The sequence below is a fragment of the Rhodococcus sp. NPDC056743 genome (assembly GCF_042790355.1).
GTDB lineage: Bacteria > Actinomycetota > Actinomycetes > Mycobacteriales > Mycobacteriaceae > Rhodococcus_F.
The window spans coordinates 40,365-54,400 of the sequence record NZ_JBHTZI010000001.1 but is presented as its reverse complement, the minus strand read 5'-3'; the positions used below and the strand labels follow the sequence as shown (position 1 = coordinate 54,400).

Here is a 14,036-nt window from a genome sequence, read left to right as displayed (position 1 = left end):
AGATGATCCGAAGAATTCCGAAATCGAGGCGCGCGAGAGCAACCAGCTCGGGTAGTTTCGTACCCCATGTACATCCGCCGCGAATGCCCGTCCGACCGCGATGCCGTCTACTCACTTCTCGGTGCCGCATTCGCGGATCAGGCGCCGCCTGGCGAGACGCCGTTCGAGATCGAACTGACGCGCCAACTCTTTGCGTCGGACGAGTACCTTCCGAAGTTGTCCCTGGTCGCCGAGATCGACGGCGAGGTGGCCGGCTTCGTGATCGGAACCCGAGGTTGGGTCGGTGAGGTGGAGGCGGTGGGCCTGGGCCCGCTGGCGGTGGCACCGGAAAATCAGCGGTCCGGCGTTGGCTCGGCATTGATGCACGCAATTATCGGCGCAGCGGACGCTCTGGACGTGCCACTGCTCGCACTGCTGGGCAGCACCGAGTACTACCCACGGTTCGGGTTTGTGACCAGCACGAAGGTGGGTATCGAATCTCCGGAAGCCGAGTGGGGCGCGCATTTCCAGATCCGCACCCTGGCAGCGCACACGGCGGATCAGGTCGGCACCTTCAAGTACGCGGCACCGTTCGACGCGGCGTGATGTCAGTCGAACAGAGTCGGCGACACGCCCTCGTCTGAAGCACCTTCGGTTGGTGCGATTTTCTTGCCGCCGCCCTTGCGCACAACGGTCAGGCTTGTCGTTCGAAGTGACAGCCTGTGCCCGTCACCGTGTTCGAGCAACGCCATACCCTGACGAACGTCGACTACCGTCCACGGACCCGCATGGTCGGCTGCCTGTACGAGGTCACCGGACTCCACCTCAGTTGCCATGACCACTCCTTAGTTCCTGGTGTCCTGCACGTTCCCCTTCACATTATCGACGCGACCACGTAGCGACCGACGAGCAGGGTACGGCCGAACCCCAAAAACCACCCCGAACAGACCTGCAACAAGTTACAGTTTTTCCGACGGACCATCGAAGGAGAAGCCTGTGCGCTACGGAGTCAGCTTGTTCACCAGCGACCGAGGCATTCGCCCTGCCGATGCGGCCGTTGCCGCCGAAGCCGCCGGGTTCGACGCCTTCTACGTTCCCGAGCACACGCACATCCCGGCATCACGGGCGTCGGATCATCCCGGGACCAAATCCGCGGAACTACCGGACGACCGCTACATGCGCACCCTCGACCCCTGGGTCGCTCTCGGCACCGCAGCATCGGTCACCAGCACCATTCGTCTGGGAACGTCGGTGGCACTCCCCCTCGAGCATGATCCGATCACTCTGGCAAAAACCATCGCGTCCCTGGATCATCTGTCAGACGGACGTGTCGTCTTCGGCGTCGGATTCGGCTGGAATGCCGAGGAACTCGCAGATCACGGTGTGCCGCCGAACAAGCGTCGTACTGCCCTGCGCGAATACCTCGAAGCGATGGGCGAACTCTGGACGAAAGACGAGGCGTCGTACGAGGGCCAGTTCGTGAAGTACGGTGCCAGTTGGGCATGGCCGAAGCCCGTACAGAAACCGCGTCCACCGATCCTTCTCGGCGCCGGAGCAAGCGAAAAGACCTTCAAGTGGATCGCACAGTCCGCCGACGGCTGGATCACGACTCCGATCCAGCAGGAGATCGAGGACAACGTAGAACTGTTCCGAAAGATCTGGTCCGAAGCCGGAAGAGTCGGCGAGCCCGAGATAACCGTCCTTGCCGGAAAACCCGAGGCGGACAAGCTTGCCCACTGGGAGAGCATCGGAGTGACCGAGGCGATGTTCGGCACGCCGGACGCCGCTCCAACCGACGTTGTGGAATACATCAAGAGGCTGGCCACCAAGTTAGGGCGGTGAACCCCGTCACATCACCTTGATCTCAAGCGCACTCGAGGTTTTACCGTCAATTCAGCACACGGAAACGTGCGTCGACGGAATTACCCGAGTAGCGAAAGGTGAGCACTCACGTGACGACGGAACTGATTGGACCACACACCGATTCGACACCGGAACCGTCTATCCGTGAATCTTTTGTCGATGCGTTCCGTCGACACCCGGCAGGCGTCGCGATCATCACCGCCGCCGGCAACGACGGTCCCGTGGGAATCACCTCGTCGTCGGTGACGTCGATCAGCGCAGATCCGGCTGTGCTCGCATTTTCCCTGCAATCTCTGCGTGGATCCGCTGCCGCGATCGCGGATGCTTCCAGTTTCCTTGTCCATCTTGCCCATTCCGAGAATGTAGGGCTGGCGCAGATATTCGCGACGCGTGGCACCGTCCGATTCGGCGAGGACATGGACTGGTCGTTCCTGTCCACCGGTGAACCCTTCCTCCACGGAACGGCGCATGCTCTCCGCGCAGTTCCACTCGGTGCCACTGCCTGTGGATCCGCGCTCATCGTCACAGCCGAAGTTGTCGAGGTCATAGCGCCCACGCGCCTTCTCACCCCACTCGTCTACCACGACCGGGCGTATCACCATCTCACCCCAGCGACCCCTCACCAATCGAAAGGCACACAACGATGACCGAATACGTCCTGCCCCAGCTCGATTACGATTACGCAGCTCTCGAACCCCACATCTCGGGCGAAATCATGGAACTGCACCACAGCAAGCATCACGCGACCTACGTCGCGGGCGCAAACAGTGCAATCGAGCAGTTGGCTGCCGCCCGTGCGGACGGCACGATCGCAGCCAAGGCTCCGCAGCTCAGCAAGAACCTCGCCTTCCACCTTGGCGGCCACACCAATCACTCGATCTTCTGGAAGAACCTCTCCCCCAACGGTGGTGAGCGACCGGAAGGTGAACTGGCTGCTGCCATCGACGAACACTTCGGCTCGTTCGATGCGTTTGTCACTCACTTCTCCGCAGTCGCAACCACCTTGCAGGGTTCCGGCTGGGCCGTGCTGGCCTACGACACGATCGGTCAACGCCTGATCATCGAACAGCTCACCGATCAGCAGGGAAACATCAGTATCGGCATTGTTCCGCTCCTGATGCTCGACATGTGGGAGCACGCTTTCTACCTGCAGTACAAGAATGTCAAGGCCGATTACGTCAAGGCGTACTGGAACGTCGTCAACTGGGAAGACGTGGCGCAGCGCTACGCCGATGCCACGTCGGTCCTGGGTTCCGGGAAGTAGTTACGCTCAGCGACGTGCGGTGATCTTGATGCGAGGGCGGCCGGCAGCTTTACCGGCCGCCTTCTCCTCTGCGTCCCGCGACGCCCACCCTGCCTTGTCGATCATGTCCGGTTGACGCTCTGTCACCAGTTCGACCAGGGACGTCCGGTCGCGTTCAGGTGTGTTCAGCAGCCCGGCGTCGAAGTCAGCCAATAGCTGTGCGACAGTTTCCTTTGCGTCGACGCGATTGGTGCCGATCACTCCCCGCGGGCCACGCTTGATCCAGCCGCTGGTGTAGACGCCGACCGTGCCGTCCACCCGGCCCTGCTGGTTGGGAATGATTCCCCGAGATTCGTCGAACGGCACGTCAGGGACGGGTTCGCCTCGATAGCCAACCGACCGCAGAACCAGCGACGCTTCCAGTGTTTCGACCTTGTCGGTGGCAAACGCTGCAAGATCGTCGTCAAGTGTGTTGTGGACCAACGTCACCGATTCAACCCGGCCACTTCCCTGCAGTTCGATGGGCGCAACGAGGTATCGGAAGACAATTCGCTTGTTGCCGCCGCCTGTCGGCCTCTGTGCGTACTCACGGGCAAGGTCGACTTTGAGTTTGTCGGACAGTAGCGCATCGGGATCATCCAGCGCTGCCGCGCTTGCCGCGTCCAACACGACGTCGTGCCCGTCGATCACAACGTCGACACCGTTCAGGTGACCGAGCGCGAGAAACTCCGGCGCGGAATACGCGGCCTGAAGCGGGCCTCGTCGTCCGAGAACCACAACCTCACGAATATTGCTGTTGCGCAGCGCATCCAATGTGTGATCGGCGATGTCGGTTTGTGCAAGTTCGTCGACATCACACGTGAGAACTCGCGCCACGTCGAGTGCCACGTTGCCGTTTCCGACGATAACCGCGCGCTCCCCCGACAGGTCGAATTCACGATCGGAAAAGTCCGGATGCCCGTTGTACCAGGACACGAACTCCGTTGCGGAATGACTGCCGGGCAATGATTCTCCGGGGATGCCCAGCTTACGATCGGTCGCGGCACCCACTGCATAAATCACGGCGTCATGGTGTCGAAGTAACTCGTCGTGCGAAATGTGCTTACCCACTTCGACGTCGAGATAGAACTGAAACGACTCCGATTTGAACGAAGGCCCGAAGACACTCACAACACCCTTGGTTTCCTGATGATCCGGCGCAACTCCACTGCGCACCAAACCCCAGGGCGAGGGCAAGCGGTCGAACATCTCGATTTCCACGGATCCCCGCGCCAGCAGTTCCGCGGCGCAGTAGCACGCCGCAGGCCCGGATCCGACTATCGCAACACGTATTCGAGGCAGATCCGCCGATGGCCGTTTTGGTGGAGCGGGGAACGCGACGTCATCGGTGTCCAGCGGATTCTGCTCGAAGTATGCAGCATTGATCTCGGTGTACCGGCCCATCGACTCACTGAGATCGTATTCGGAGTAGATCGCATCTACTGGACACGCGTCGACACATGCTCCGCAATCTATGCACGTGTCCGGATCGATGTAGAGCATCTCGGCAGTGGTGTATCCGGGATCTCCCGGCCGCGGACGAATGCAGTCGACCGGGCACACGGCTACGCAACTTGTGTCGTTGCAGCATCGTTGAGTGATCACAAAAGTCATGTGGAGTCCGTAAGTGGTCGGAAAGTGCGGCAACGATTCGCACGCACTCGTAGGATTTCAATTCACTTGTTGCGGTTCATAACCCGCTCTGCCGCGGCCCAGTGTTCGTCCGTGATCCACAAACGCGCAAATGCGTCGATGGCTTCGGGTGGTGTTACTCCGGACATTACCCGTTTGATCCGTTCGGCCGGAGCGTTTGCCAGCGACTTCGCCAGCGAGCGCCAGCCATCGTCGAAGGATTCGCGGGGCAGAACACGATCGACAAGCCCGATCGATTCCGCGTCGGCCGCGCTCATGATCGTCCCGGAGCCGGCAAGCATCAATGCCCGGCCACGCCCGACAAGTGTGGCGAGCCGCTCGGCCCCTCCCCACGCCGGCATGATTCCCAGACTCACCTGATTGAAGCCGATCTTGATGTCGTGCGCGGCAATTCGAATATCTGCCGACACGGCTACTTCGGCGCCGCCGCCGAGCGCATGTCCGTTCAGCGCCGCAATGACGGGGCCGGGGAAGCTCGCGATGCGGTCGCAGATCGACCTCATCCGGCGCGCCATATCGGCTGCCTGCTCCAGCGTCCGAAGTTTGGCCAATTCCTTGAGGTCGCCGCCGGAGACGAACGCGCGATCGCCGGAGCCTGTGATCACCAGCGCACGGGCTCCGAGAACCGAGTCGAGTGCGTCGTCCAACTGGTCCATCGTTTCCGGTGCGATGGCATTACGTGCTTGTGGACGGTCGATGGTGATGATCGCCAACTCGCCGTCCATTTCAACGATTACCAAGATGTTCTCCATTACGATATTGGCATTCTCGTTTTGTGAGAATATCATATTCACAGCTGGCAGAAGCCAGTTCGACCGCTCCCGTCACGCGCCGCAGTTCGGCCTCGGAGCGGCTCGGTTACCTGCATTGGAGCTCATATGCGGCACATTCCCGCCACGCTTACCACCCGGTACCTCGACGAGGGATGGTGGACTCAGGACACGATCGGCACGATGCTCACGCGAGGTCTCAGTGCCGCCTCCGACACCGAATTCCGCATCCACTCGAAGGTCCGTCCGTGGTCCGGAACTTTTGCGGACGTAGATCTGGTGGCACGCAGGTTGGCGGGTGGCCTGCGGGAACGCGGCGTCGGCGCGGGTGATGTTGTCGCGTTTCAGCTTCCCAACTGGATGGAGGCAGCGGCGGTGTTCTGGGCGTCGGCCTTTCTCGGCGCGACGGTTGTTCCCATCGTTCACTTCTACGGTCGCAAGGAAGTTGCCTACATTCTCGACGAGACGAAGCCGAAGGTCTTCATCACCGCCGAGAAGTTCGGACGCACCGAGTTCCAGCCCGATCTGTGCGCGAGAGTCCCCGTTGTCGGCGTCGTCGGACGGGATTTCGACGACTTACTCAGCGAGGAACCGCTCGCAGAGAACCTCGACACCGATCCGTCGTCCGCGGTGCTTATCGCTTTCACCTCCGGCACAACCCGCGCGCCCAAGGGTGTCATCCACAGCCATCAGACGCTCGGTCACGAAACTCGTCAGCTTTTGGGCCTGTACCCGAAAGACCGTGGCAAGCAACTCACGTCGGCTCCGGTCGGGCACTTCATCGGCATGGTCAACGCCTTCCTCATTCCGGTCGTCGACGGTTCCCCGATCAATCTGACCGACGCGTGGGATCCAGAACAGGCGCTGGAGTTGATGACCAGCGATCAACTCACGGTCGGCGGCGGCGCAACCTACTTCCTCACCAGCCTGCTAGATCATCCGAAGTTCACGCCGGAACATTTGGCCTGCATGAAATATGCAGGGCTAGGTGGCTCGTCGGTGCCTGCAGCGGTTACGAGAAGACTGGCCGACTTCGGCATCGTCGTCTTCCGCTCGTACGGCAGCACCGAGCATCCGTCGATTACCGGATCGAGCCACCTTGCCCCAGAGGACAAGCGGTTGTTCACGGACGGAAATGTCATGGAGGGCGCGGAGATCCGGCTTGCCGACGACGGAGAGATCCTCAGCCGGGGGCCCGATCTCTGCATCGGCTACACCGACCAAGCGCTCACCGACGCGACATTCGACGCCGACGGCTGGTATCACACCGGGGACATCGGCGAAATCGACGAAGACGGCTACCTGACGATAACGGACCGCAAGTCCGACATCATCATTCGCGGCGGCGAGAACGTGAGCGCCCTCGAGGTCGAGGAAATCCTTCTCTCGATGCCCGGAGTCGCCGAGGCCGCAGCGGTATCCGCCCCGGACGAGCGTCTCGGCGAGCACGTTGCCGCCGTGCTGCGCCTGCTGCCCGGCCACAGCTTGCCGACGATGGACGAACTCCGTACGCACTTCGACCGAGCGGGTGTCGCAAAACAGAAGTGGCCGGAGGAATTGCACCAGGTGGACGACTTCCACCGGACGGCCAGCGGCAAGATTCAGAAGTTTTTGGTCCGTCAGGATATTGCGACCGCCTAAAAAAGAGAATAGTGTTCTCATCAAACGCAAAGGAGAATCTCATGCCCCCGAAGGACCTGCCTTACCCGCTGTTCGACGCAGACAACCATCTGTACGAGACTGCCGAGGCTCTCACCAAGTACCTCCCGGCGAAGTACAAGGACGCCATCAAGTACGTCGAGGTCGACGGACGCACCAAGATCGCCATTCGCGGACAGATCAGCGAGTACATCCCCAACCCCACGTTCAGCGTCGTTGCACGCCCGGGTTCCATGGAGGAGTACTTCAAGAACGGAAACCCCGAAGGCAAGAGCCGTCGCGAGATCTTCGGTAAGTCCATGAAGGCGATCCCCGCCTTCAGCGAGCCTGGTCCGCGCCTGGAACTGATGGACGAGTTGGGCGTCGACCGCACTCTGATGTTCCCGACCCTCGCCAGCCTTGTCGAAGAGCGGATGCGTGACGATCCGGACCTGATTCACGCTGTTGTCCACGCGCTCAACGAGTGGCTGTACGAGACATGGCAGTTCAACTACAAGGACCGCATCTTCACCACCCCGGTGATCAGCCTTCCGATCCTCGACAAGGCACTCGAAGAACTCGAGTGGGTTGCCGAGCGTGGCGCTAAGGCAATTCTCGTGCGTCCCGCACCCGTCCCCGGATTCAAGGGACCGCGTTCCTTCGCGATGCCCGAGTTCGACCCCTTCTGGAAGCGTGTCGTAGAGCTCGATCTCCTCGTCGCGATGCACTCGTCCGACAGCGGATACGCCCGCTTCGACGCCGAATGGGAAGGCACGGACGGCGAAATGCTGCCGTTCCAGACCAACACCTTCCGCATGGTCAACGAGTGGCGTCCCGTGCAGGACACCGTGGCATCGTGGGTCTGCCACGGCGCATTGTTCCGCTTCCCCGACCTCAAGCTCGCGGTCATCGAAAGTGGATCTGCTTGGCTCCGACCACTTCTGGACAGCCTCGCCGACACCTTCAAGAAGGCACCTGAGGGCTTCGGTATGCAGGATCCCGTCGCGGCGATCAAGCGCCAGGTCCACGTCAGCCCCTTCTACGAGGAGGGCGTGACCGATCTGATCGATCTTGTCGGCGTCGACCGAGTGCTCTTCGGCTCGGACTACCCACATCCGGAGGGCTTGGCGGAACCGCGGCACTTCGCGGACATGCTCGGGCACCTGGACGAGAAGGATCAGGCAAAGATCATGGGCGGCAACCTTGCAGGGCTCCTTTCGCTGTGAAATGGCAGACCATCCCTGAGATGGTCCTGAGTGCGGCCGACCGCTTCGGCACTGCCGAAGCGGTCGTCGACGGGCCCGTCCGGATCACCTTCGTCGAACTCGCTGATCGGGTCCGCCGGGCCGCAGGCGCACTTGCCGCGATCGGCGTGGACAAGGGTGATCGAGTGGCGATCTGGGCGCCCAACTCCGCCGAATGGATCATCGCCGCATTTGGCACCTTGACCGCCGGCGGAGTGCTGGTTCCCGTCAACACGCGGTACAAGGCCGACGAAGCCGCCGACATCATCCGTCGGAGCGGAGCCAAAGCCGTACTCGTCCAGAAGGGATTTCTGGGTCTCGAGTACAGCGCACCCGACGACGTCCCGGTGATCGACCTGAAGTCGGATTTCCTCTCCAGCGGTGCACCTTTCGAATGCAAGATCAGCGGCGACGACATCGCCGACATCATGTACACGTCAGGAACGACGGGGCGCCCCAAGGGCGTCATGATGAACCACCACCAGACGTTGCGGATGTTCTCCGAGTGGTGCGATCTCGCAGACCTGAGGGAAGGCGATCGCTATCTGATCGTCAACCCGTTCTTCCACATGTTCGGATACAAAGCCGGCGTAGTCGCGTCGCTGATTCGCGGCGCCACCATCCTGCCGGTAGCTGTTCTCGACGTGGATCAGGTACTCGAACTCGTGGAGACCGAGAAGATCACCATGCTCCCGGGACCGCCGACGCTCTATCAGTCGCTGCTGGCCGCTCCCAACACCCGAGATCTGTCGTCACTACGTGCCGCAGTCACGGGATCGGCGGACATTCCGGTAGAACTCATCCGCCGCGTTGCAAAGGAACTTCCGTTCCAGACCATCATGACGGGCTACGGCTTGAGCGAAGGGGGAACGGCAACCGCGTCGCGTCCCGGTGACTCGTTCGAGCAGATAGCAACCACCGTCGGTACACCATGTGACGGAATCGAATTGCGCATCGCAGATGATTCCGAGGTACTGATTCGCGGATACAACGTCATGCAGGGATATCTCGACGATCCGCTGGCGACCGCCGAAGCGATCGACACAGACGGTTGGCTGCACACAGGCGATCTCGGAACGCTGGACGACGAGGGGCGGCTCAGCATCGTGGGCCGCAAGAAGGACATGTTCATCGTCGGCGGATTCAACGCGTATCCGGCCGAGATCGAAGGTTTCCTTCTCGAACACCCGGCAGTCGATCAAGTGGCTGTGATCGGCGTTCCCGACGAACGGATGGGACAGGTCGGCAAAGCCTTCGTGGTGACCAAACATCCTGTGGCAGCGCAAGACCTACTTTCCTGGAGCCGAGAGCGGATGGCAGGGTTCAAGGCCCCTCGCACTGTCGAGTTCCTCGACGCGTTGCCGCTCAACGCGACGGGAAAAGTCATGAAAGACCAATTGAGATAACCGAACTCACACAAGAATTGAGGAGGCATGTAAATGAACGACCATGATGCGATATTGACGTTCGCCCTGAAGTGGCGGCATTGGAACGGCGGACCCGCCGAAGACATTTTTGTACAATTCGGGATCACGCCGACTCAGTTCTTCCGCCGTCTCCGTGGCATTCTGGAGTTCGAAGAGCAGGCCGACCTCTCACCGGATGTCGCGGCAGACCTAGCGTACATCTGCGATCTGCGGCTGAACCCCGTTGAACTCCGGCTGGCGAGTTGAGCACCCAGAGCGGCTTGTGCCAGACCGATTTCACCACGTTCGACGATATTCGGACCGCTGTCGGGACAACGATCGGCACCAGCGATTGGATCACGATCGATCAGAAACGGATCGATCTCTTCGCGGCGGCCACCGACGACGACCAGTGGATACACGTCGATACGGATCGCGCTGCTGACGGACCTTACGGCGCCACCATCGCACATGGATTCCTGACACTGTCGTTGCTGGCTCCGATAGTTCAGCGAGTCATGGCCGTCAGCTGCGCCCGCATGGCGCTCAACTACGGACTGGGGAAAGTGAGATTCATCAGCCCGGTCCTGGTGGACAGCCGGGTGCGGGGAACAGTGGAACTCACCTCGGTCACCGATATCGACGGCGGAATCCAAGTGGAACGAACCGTCACAATCACCGCCGAGGGGTCCGAGCGGCCCGCGTGTGTCGCACAGAATCTGGTTCGCTACTTGACCTGACATCTGCTGGTATACAACAGATCATGCGACGTCGACGCCGGAACTGCCGGCGTCGACGCCGCATGAGAACCGCCACTTACATATACCAACCTCCGTTGACCCCGATGAGCTGTCCCGTGATAAAGCCCGCGTTGTCCGTACAGAGGAACGCGCACGCCGCCGCCACGTCACTCGGCAACCCGGCACGGCGAACCGGTGTCATGCTCGCGATGACATCGACACCGGGGAAATCTCCGTCGGCTTCGGACTTGCGAGCCATCGGGGTATCGATGATCGACGGCGGGATCGAGTTCACCGTAATCCCCTGCGGCGCAAGCTCGAAGGACAGTGCTTTAGTCAGTGCGATGACCCCACCTTTGGATGCTACGTAATGGGCCATGTTCGGCGCGCCTGACTGAGCACTCGACGACGAGATGGTGACGATTCGACCCCAGCCCGCTTCGATCATGTCGGGAATCACTGCCTGAACGGAGGTGAAGGTTCCGGTGAGGTTGACCGCGACGATGTGATCCCACTCCTCCGCGGTGATTTCGGTGACCGGGGTGAAAGTCTCGACACCTGCACTGGTGACGATGATCGAGATCGGGCCGAGCTCGCCGCGAACTGCGTTCATGGCGGCACTGACACCGACCCGATCGGTGACATCCACTTGATATGCCATAGCGTCGGCACCGGCCGCGCTCAACTTCTCCGCAACGCGCTGCGCTTCGTCGATATTCCTGTCCAGCAATGCAACTCGGTGCCCTTGCTCCGAAAGGGACTGAGCCACTGCCAGTCCGATACCCGATCCTGCACCCGTCACCACCGCGACGCGGTCGCTCGCGGAAGTCCCCTGGTTGGATGAAGTCATGTTGTACTCCTTGCTCGTCAGCCGGTTTCAATCAGCGGGTTTCAGTCATCACGGATTCGGTCGACAAAGATTCCGTCGCGGGAGTGAATTCGAGATGCAGCGCCTTGAGGCCCCGCAAAATGTATGTCGGTTCGTATTCGTACGTCCGTGCTGTCACTGGTCCGTGCTCGGCCTCGGAAATCCGAATGTCCTTCATCCGATCCAGAAGTCGCGTGATACTGACACGCGATTCGACGCGGGCCAGCGGACCACCGGGGCAGGCGTGAATTCCCCGACCGAACGCTAGGTGTTCGCGCGCATTCTGCCGTTCGATGTCGAACGTGTCAGGATCTTCGAACCTTTCCGGATCACGGTTCACAGCACTGTTCAAGATCATGACGATGGTTCCCGCCGGAACATCCATATCACCAACAGTCGTCGGGTTTTTCGCAAGCCTGAAGTCGCTCTTGACCGGACCCTCCATTCGAAGTGTCTCCTCGACGAAATTGGGGATACGTTCCGGTTCGTCGCGAAGCAGCTGCTGAAGTTCGGGATTCTCGGCGATGAATCTGAAGGACGCGGTCAACAGCCGCGCCGTCGTGTCCTGGCCGGCAGCGAACAAGAAGCAGGCGACGTGTACCAGGTCGACGACTTCCGGGGTGGAGCCGTCTGGATACTTGGCGGTGGCGATGGCTGTCAGTACATCGTCCCGCGGTTCCCGTCGACGGTCCTCGATGTACGACGTGAACCGCTCTGCCAGGAACTCGAGCGGATTGCTCGTGAAGGCCTCGGTCTCGTCGATCGAGCCCGCCTGCTGCGCGCCGAGTGTCACGCGAAATACCTGATGATCCTCTTCCGGGACACCGAGCAGATCGGCGATGACAAGCAGCGCAAACGGTTGCGCGTAGTCACTCATGAGGTTGCACGAGCCTCGTGCGATGAATTCGTCGATCTGACTGTCGGCGAGTCGCCACATGAACTCTTCGTTCTCCGCCAACCGCCTGGGCGTCAGCAACCTCTTCAACAGCGACCTGTGCGCCGCGTGCTGTGGCATGTCCATGGTCACCAGATGCTCATGCAACGGAAAGTGATCGCGGTACTGCTCGATGAGCGCGCCGAGGTCGTCTCCCTCGGGTTCGAAGGGCAATCCGGGGAACGGGCCCGTCGCCGAAACACACGAAGAGAACACTTCGGAGTCGCGGTACACGGCAGTGGCCGCGTCGTACCCCGTCACGGCAACTACACCGTGGTGCGGTTCTCGCACAACGGGACATTGCGCGCGTAGGGATTCGAAGTACGGATACGGATCGTCCACGATCGACGGATCGGTGAAGAAGTCGACCTGATCGATTTCTGTCATTGCGGGTCTCCTGTGTCGGAAAGCAGGGCACTCGGACTAAGGGCAGAACACTTGTGTCGGAAAGCAGCGCATCCTCGGGACGAGGCGGGGTCGACGGGTATCTGTGGCGAGCCGAATCAGCGACGTCACCTGCAAATGCTGATCACTCGATCAGCATAATGCTGAGCATATGCGTAGCTTGGCGAGTAGGCAATGGTCCAGCGGAGTTTTCTTCGCATTAGGCTGTTACGAGAACTGTTCACTTGACCAGCCTTTGACGCTTAGGGAGCAACGGATGACTTCGCCACGCAGAATCGGCGCACCTGATGCTAAAAATCGAGCACTCCTCCTCGATGCCGCGGAGCACGTCATGCTGGAAGAGGGGTACGCAGCGGTCAGTTCTCGCCGTATCGCAAAGCAAGCCGGACTGAAGCCACCGCTCGTGTACTACTACTTCCGCACCATGGACGATCTGTTCCTCGAACTGTTTCGGCGGCGCGCAACAGAAGGCCTCGAGCGTCAGGCAGAACTACTGAAATCACCGCAACCCTTGAGAGCACTGTGGGAGTTCAGCATCGCAGCGGAGGGCACCGCCTTCACTATGGAATTCATCGCTCTCGCCAATCACCGGAAAGTCATCCGGGCGGAGATCGCCGACTACTCCGAACGATTCCGCGCAGCCCAGCTCGAGACAATGGGAAATGTATTGCAGGAGTACGGCATCGATCCAGATAGCTGCCCACCTGCCGCCGCGTTGGTATTGATCACAAGCTTGTCTCGCGTACTGGTGATGGAAGAGTCGCTCGGCGTTTTCGGCGGGCACGCCGAGACCTTCGCATTGGTCGAGAAATACCTGGTTCAGCTCGAAGGTGAACGGCTTCCGGATACGAATTAGACACAGCCAGAACCCTTTTGGGGCTTGCAATCTCTTGCGCGAAGGTACAGTATCCAAGGTGGTGGATGGCTTTCCATTCACGCGAGCCTGCGTTCCGATCCGCTGGAATCACATTCGCTCGCTCACTCGTTGCACCACGGCATCGAATTGCAAGACGGCATTGATTCGAGCCGTGCACTTGATCAGGGAGGACTCCGGATGCGCGTCGTCGTCGACAAGAATCTATGTGAGGCAAACGCACTCTGCGTGGAAAATGCGCCGGAAGTGTTTGCGCTCGACACCAACGAGGAACTGGAAGTAACGGCGGGCCCGGTCCCGCACGATGCCGAAGACCGGGTTCGGACGTCAATCGCCCAATGCCCCAGAGCCGCTCTCTCCGAACAAGAATGAGTGCGGAG

Annotated in this window: 16 protein-coding genes; 11 read left to right on the top strand and 5 right to left on the bottom strand. The window is 60.6% G+C overall.

Going from position 1 to position 14,036, the window contains the following annotated elements; all coding sequences use genetic code 11:
• Positions 1-66: 66 nt before the first annotated feature.
• On the top strand, positions 67-585 hold the full coding sequence (locus ACFRFQ_RS00285; RefSeq protein ID WP_378651593.1) for a GNAT family N-acetyltransferase: 519 nt from the start codon (positions 67-69) through the stop codon (positions 583-585).
• 2 nt (positions 586-587) lie between these two features.
• On the opposite strand, the gene ACFRFQ_RS00280 is transcribed toward ACFRFQ_RS00285, so the two are convergent.
• Entirely contained in the window at positions 588-815 is a 228-nt protein-coding gene (locus ACFRFQ_RS00280; protein ID WP_378651590.1) for a hypothetical protein, read from the bottom strand.
• 160 nt (positions 816-975) lie between these two features.
• On the opposite strand from ACFRFQ_RS00280, the gene ACFRFQ_RS00275 reads away from it, so the two are divergent.
• From ACFRFQ_RS00275 to ACFRFQ_RS00265, 3 genes are all read left to right on the top strand, one after another.
• On the top strand, positions 976-1,821 hold the full coding sequence (locus ACFRFQ_RS00275) for an LLM class F420-dependent oxidoreductase (protein ID WP_378651587.1): 846 nt from the start codon (positions 976-978) through the stop codon (positions 1,819-1,821).
• 98 nt (positions 1,822-1,919) lie between these two features.
• A complete protein-coding gene (locus tag ACFRFQ_RS00270; RefSeq protein WP_378651584.1) occupies positions 1,920-2,489 on the top strand; it encodes a flavin reductase in 570 nt (189 codons plus the stop codon).
• A complete protein-coding gene (locus tag ACFRFQ_RS00265; protein WP_378651581.1) occupies positions 2,486-3,106 on the top strand; it encodes a superoxide dismutase in 621 nt (206 codons plus the stop codon). Before ACFRFQ_RS00270 ends, ACFRFQ_RS00265 begins: the two co-directional genes overlap by 4 nt.
• A 6-nt stretch (positions 3,107-3,112) precedes the next feature.
• Here the strand turns inward: ACFRFQ_RS00265 and ACFRFQ_RS00260 are convergent, their stop codons facing one another.
• On the bottom strand, positions 3,113-4,738 hold the full coding sequence (locus tag ACFRFQ_RS00260; protein WP_378651578.1) for an FAD-dependent oxidoreductase: 1,626 nt from the start codon (positions 4,736-4,738) through the stop codon (positions 3,113-3,115).
• 62 nt (positions 4,739-4,800) lie between these two features.
• Positions 4,801-5,529, bottom strand: coding sequence for an enoyl-CoA hydratase/isomerase family protein (locus ACFRFQ_RS00255; protein WP_378651575.1), 729 nt, complete (start codon positions 5,527-5,529; stop codon positions 4,801-4,803).
• 126 nt (positions 5,530-5,655) lie between these two features.
• Between ACFRFQ_RS00255 and ACFRFQ_RS00250 the strand changes: the two genes are divergently transcribed.
• Genes ACFRFQ_RS00250 through ACFRFQ_RS00230 form a run of 5 tightly spaced genes read left to right on the top strand, consistent with a single transcriptional unit; the run spans position 5,656 to position 10,575 of the window.
• On the top strand, positions 5,656-7,188 hold the full coding sequence (locus ACFRFQ_RS00250) for an AMP-binding protein (protein WP_378651573.1): 1,533 nt from the start codon (positions 5,656-5,658) through the stop codon (positions 7,186-7,188).
• 41 nt (positions 7,189-7,229) lie between these two features.
• A complete protein-coding gene (locus tag ACFRFQ_RS00245) occupies positions 7,230-8,411 on the top strand; it encodes an amidohydrolase family protein (protein ID WP_138870264.1) in 1,182 nt (393 codons plus the stop codon).
• Positions 8,408-9,835: a FadD3 family acyl-CoA ligase gene (locus ACFRFQ_RS00240; protein WP_378651570.1), complete on the top strand. Its 1,428-nt coding sequence runs from the start codon at positions 8,408-8,410 to the stop codon at positions 9,833-9,835. The genes ACFRFQ_RS00245 and ACFRFQ_RS00240 overlap by 4 nt, the downstream gene beginning before the upstream one ends.
• Before the next feature lie 33 nt (positions 9,836-9,868).
• The gene (locus ACFRFQ_RS00235; RefSeq protein WP_378651567.1) at positions 9,869-10,102 is read left to right on the top strand and encodes a hypothetical protein; all 234 of its coding nucleotides are present in this window, start codon (positions 9,869-9,871) and stop codon (positions 10,100-10,102) included.
• A complete protein-coding gene (locus ACFRFQ_RS00230) occupies positions 10,099-10,575 on the top strand; it encodes a MaoC family dehydratase (protein WP_378651565.1) in 477 nt (158 codons plus the stop codon). The genes ACFRFQ_RS00235 and ACFRFQ_RS00230 overlap by 4 nt, the downstream gene beginning before the upstream one ends.
• Before the next feature lie 76 nt (positions 10,576-10,651).
• Here ACFRFQ_RS00230 and ACFRFQ_RS00225 read toward each other — a convergent pair whose 3' ends face one another.
• Both ACFRFQ_RS00225 and ACFRFQ_RS00220 read right to left on the bottom strand, forming a co-directional pair.
• Complete coding sequence (locus ACFRFQ_RS00225) at positions 10,652-11,425, bottom strand: SDR family NAD(P)-dependent oxidoreductase (RefSeq protein ID WP_378651562.1); 774 nt, start codon at positions 11,423-11,425, stop codon at positions 10,652-10,654.
• A 31-nt stretch (positions 11,426-11,456) separates the two neighbouring features.
• On the bottom strand, positions 11,457-12,764 hold the full coding sequence (locus tag ACFRFQ_RS00220; protein ID WP_378651559.1) for a cytochrome P450: 1,308 nt from the start codon (positions 12,762-12,764) through the stop codon (positions 11,457-11,459).
• Between the two features lie 274 nt (positions 12,765-13,038).
• Here ACFRFQ_RS00220 and ACFRFQ_RS00215 point away from each other — a divergent pair, with 274 nt between their 5' ends.
• Both ACFRFQ_RS00215 and ACFRFQ_RS00210 read left to right on the top strand, forming a co-directional pair.
• Positions 13,039-13,638, top strand: coding sequence for a TetR/AcrR family transcriptional regulator (locus ACFRFQ_RS00215; protein WP_378651556.1), 600 nt, complete (start codon positions 13,039-13,041; stop codon positions 13,636-13,638).
• 198 nt (positions 13,639-13,836) lie between these two features.
• Positions 13,837-14,028: a ferredoxin gene (locus ACFRFQ_RS00210; protein WP_378651554.1), complete on the top strand. Its 192-nt coding sequence runs from the start codon at positions 13,837-13,839 to the stop codon at positions 14,026-14,028.
• The last annotated feature ends 8 nt before the right edge of the window (positions 14,029-14,036 follow it).

What these genes read in the sequence shown, in the direction of transcription:
- ACFRFQ_RS00285 (WP_378651593.1), top strand. Translation starts at nt 67, where the DNA reads ATGTACATCCGCCGCGAATGCCCGTCCGACCGCGATGCCGTCTACTCA.
- ACFRFQ_RS00280 (WP_378651590.1), bottom strand. Translation starts at nt 815, where the DNA reads ATGGCAACTGAGGTGGAGTCCGGTGACCTCGTACAGGCAGCCGACCAT.
- ACFRFQ_RS00265 (WP_378651581.1), top strand. Translation starts at nt 2,486, where the DNA reads ATGACCGAATACGTCCTGCCCCAGCTCGATTACGATTACGCAGCTCTC.
- ACFRFQ_RS00260 (WP_378651578.1), bottom strand. Translation starts at nt 4,738, where the DNA reads ATGACTTTTGTGATCACTCAACGATGCTGCAACGACACAAGTTGCGTA.
- ACFRFQ_RS00255 (WP_378651575.1), bottom strand. Translation starts at nt 5,529, where the DNA reads ATGGAGAACATCTTGGTAATCGTTGAAATGGACGGCGAGTTGGCGATC.
- ACFRFQ_RS00250 (WP_378651573.1), top strand. Translation starts at nt 5,656, where the DNA reads ATGCGGCACATTCCCGCCACGCTTACCACCCGGTACCTCGACGAGGGA.
- ACFRFQ_RS00245 (WP_138870264.1), top strand. Translation starts at nt 7,230, where the DNA reads ATGCCCCCGAAGGACCTGCCTTACCCGCTGTTCGACGCAGACAACCAT.
- ACFRFQ_RS00235 (WP_378651567.1), top strand. Translation starts at nt 9,869, where the DNA reads ATGAACGACCATGATGCGATATTGACGTTCGCCCTGAAGTGGCGGCAT.
- ACFRFQ_RS00225 (WP_378651562.1), bottom strand. Translation starts at nt 11,425, where the DNA reads ATGACTTCATCCAACCAGGGGACTTCCGCGAGCGACCGCGTCGCGGTG.
- ACFRFQ_RS00220 (WP_378651559.1), bottom strand. Translation starts at nt 12,764, where the DNA reads ATGACAGAAATCGATCAGGTCGACTTCTTCACCGATCCGTCGATCGTG.
- ACFRFQ_RS00215 (WP_378651556.1), top strand. Translation starts at nt 13,039, where the DNA reads ATGACTTCGCCACGCAGAATCGGCGCACCTGATGCTAAAAATCGAGCA.
- ACFRFQ_RS00210 (WP_378651554.1), top strand. Translation starts at nt 13,837, where the DNA reads ATGCGCGTCGTCGTCGACAAGAATCTATGTGAGGCAAACGCACTCTGC.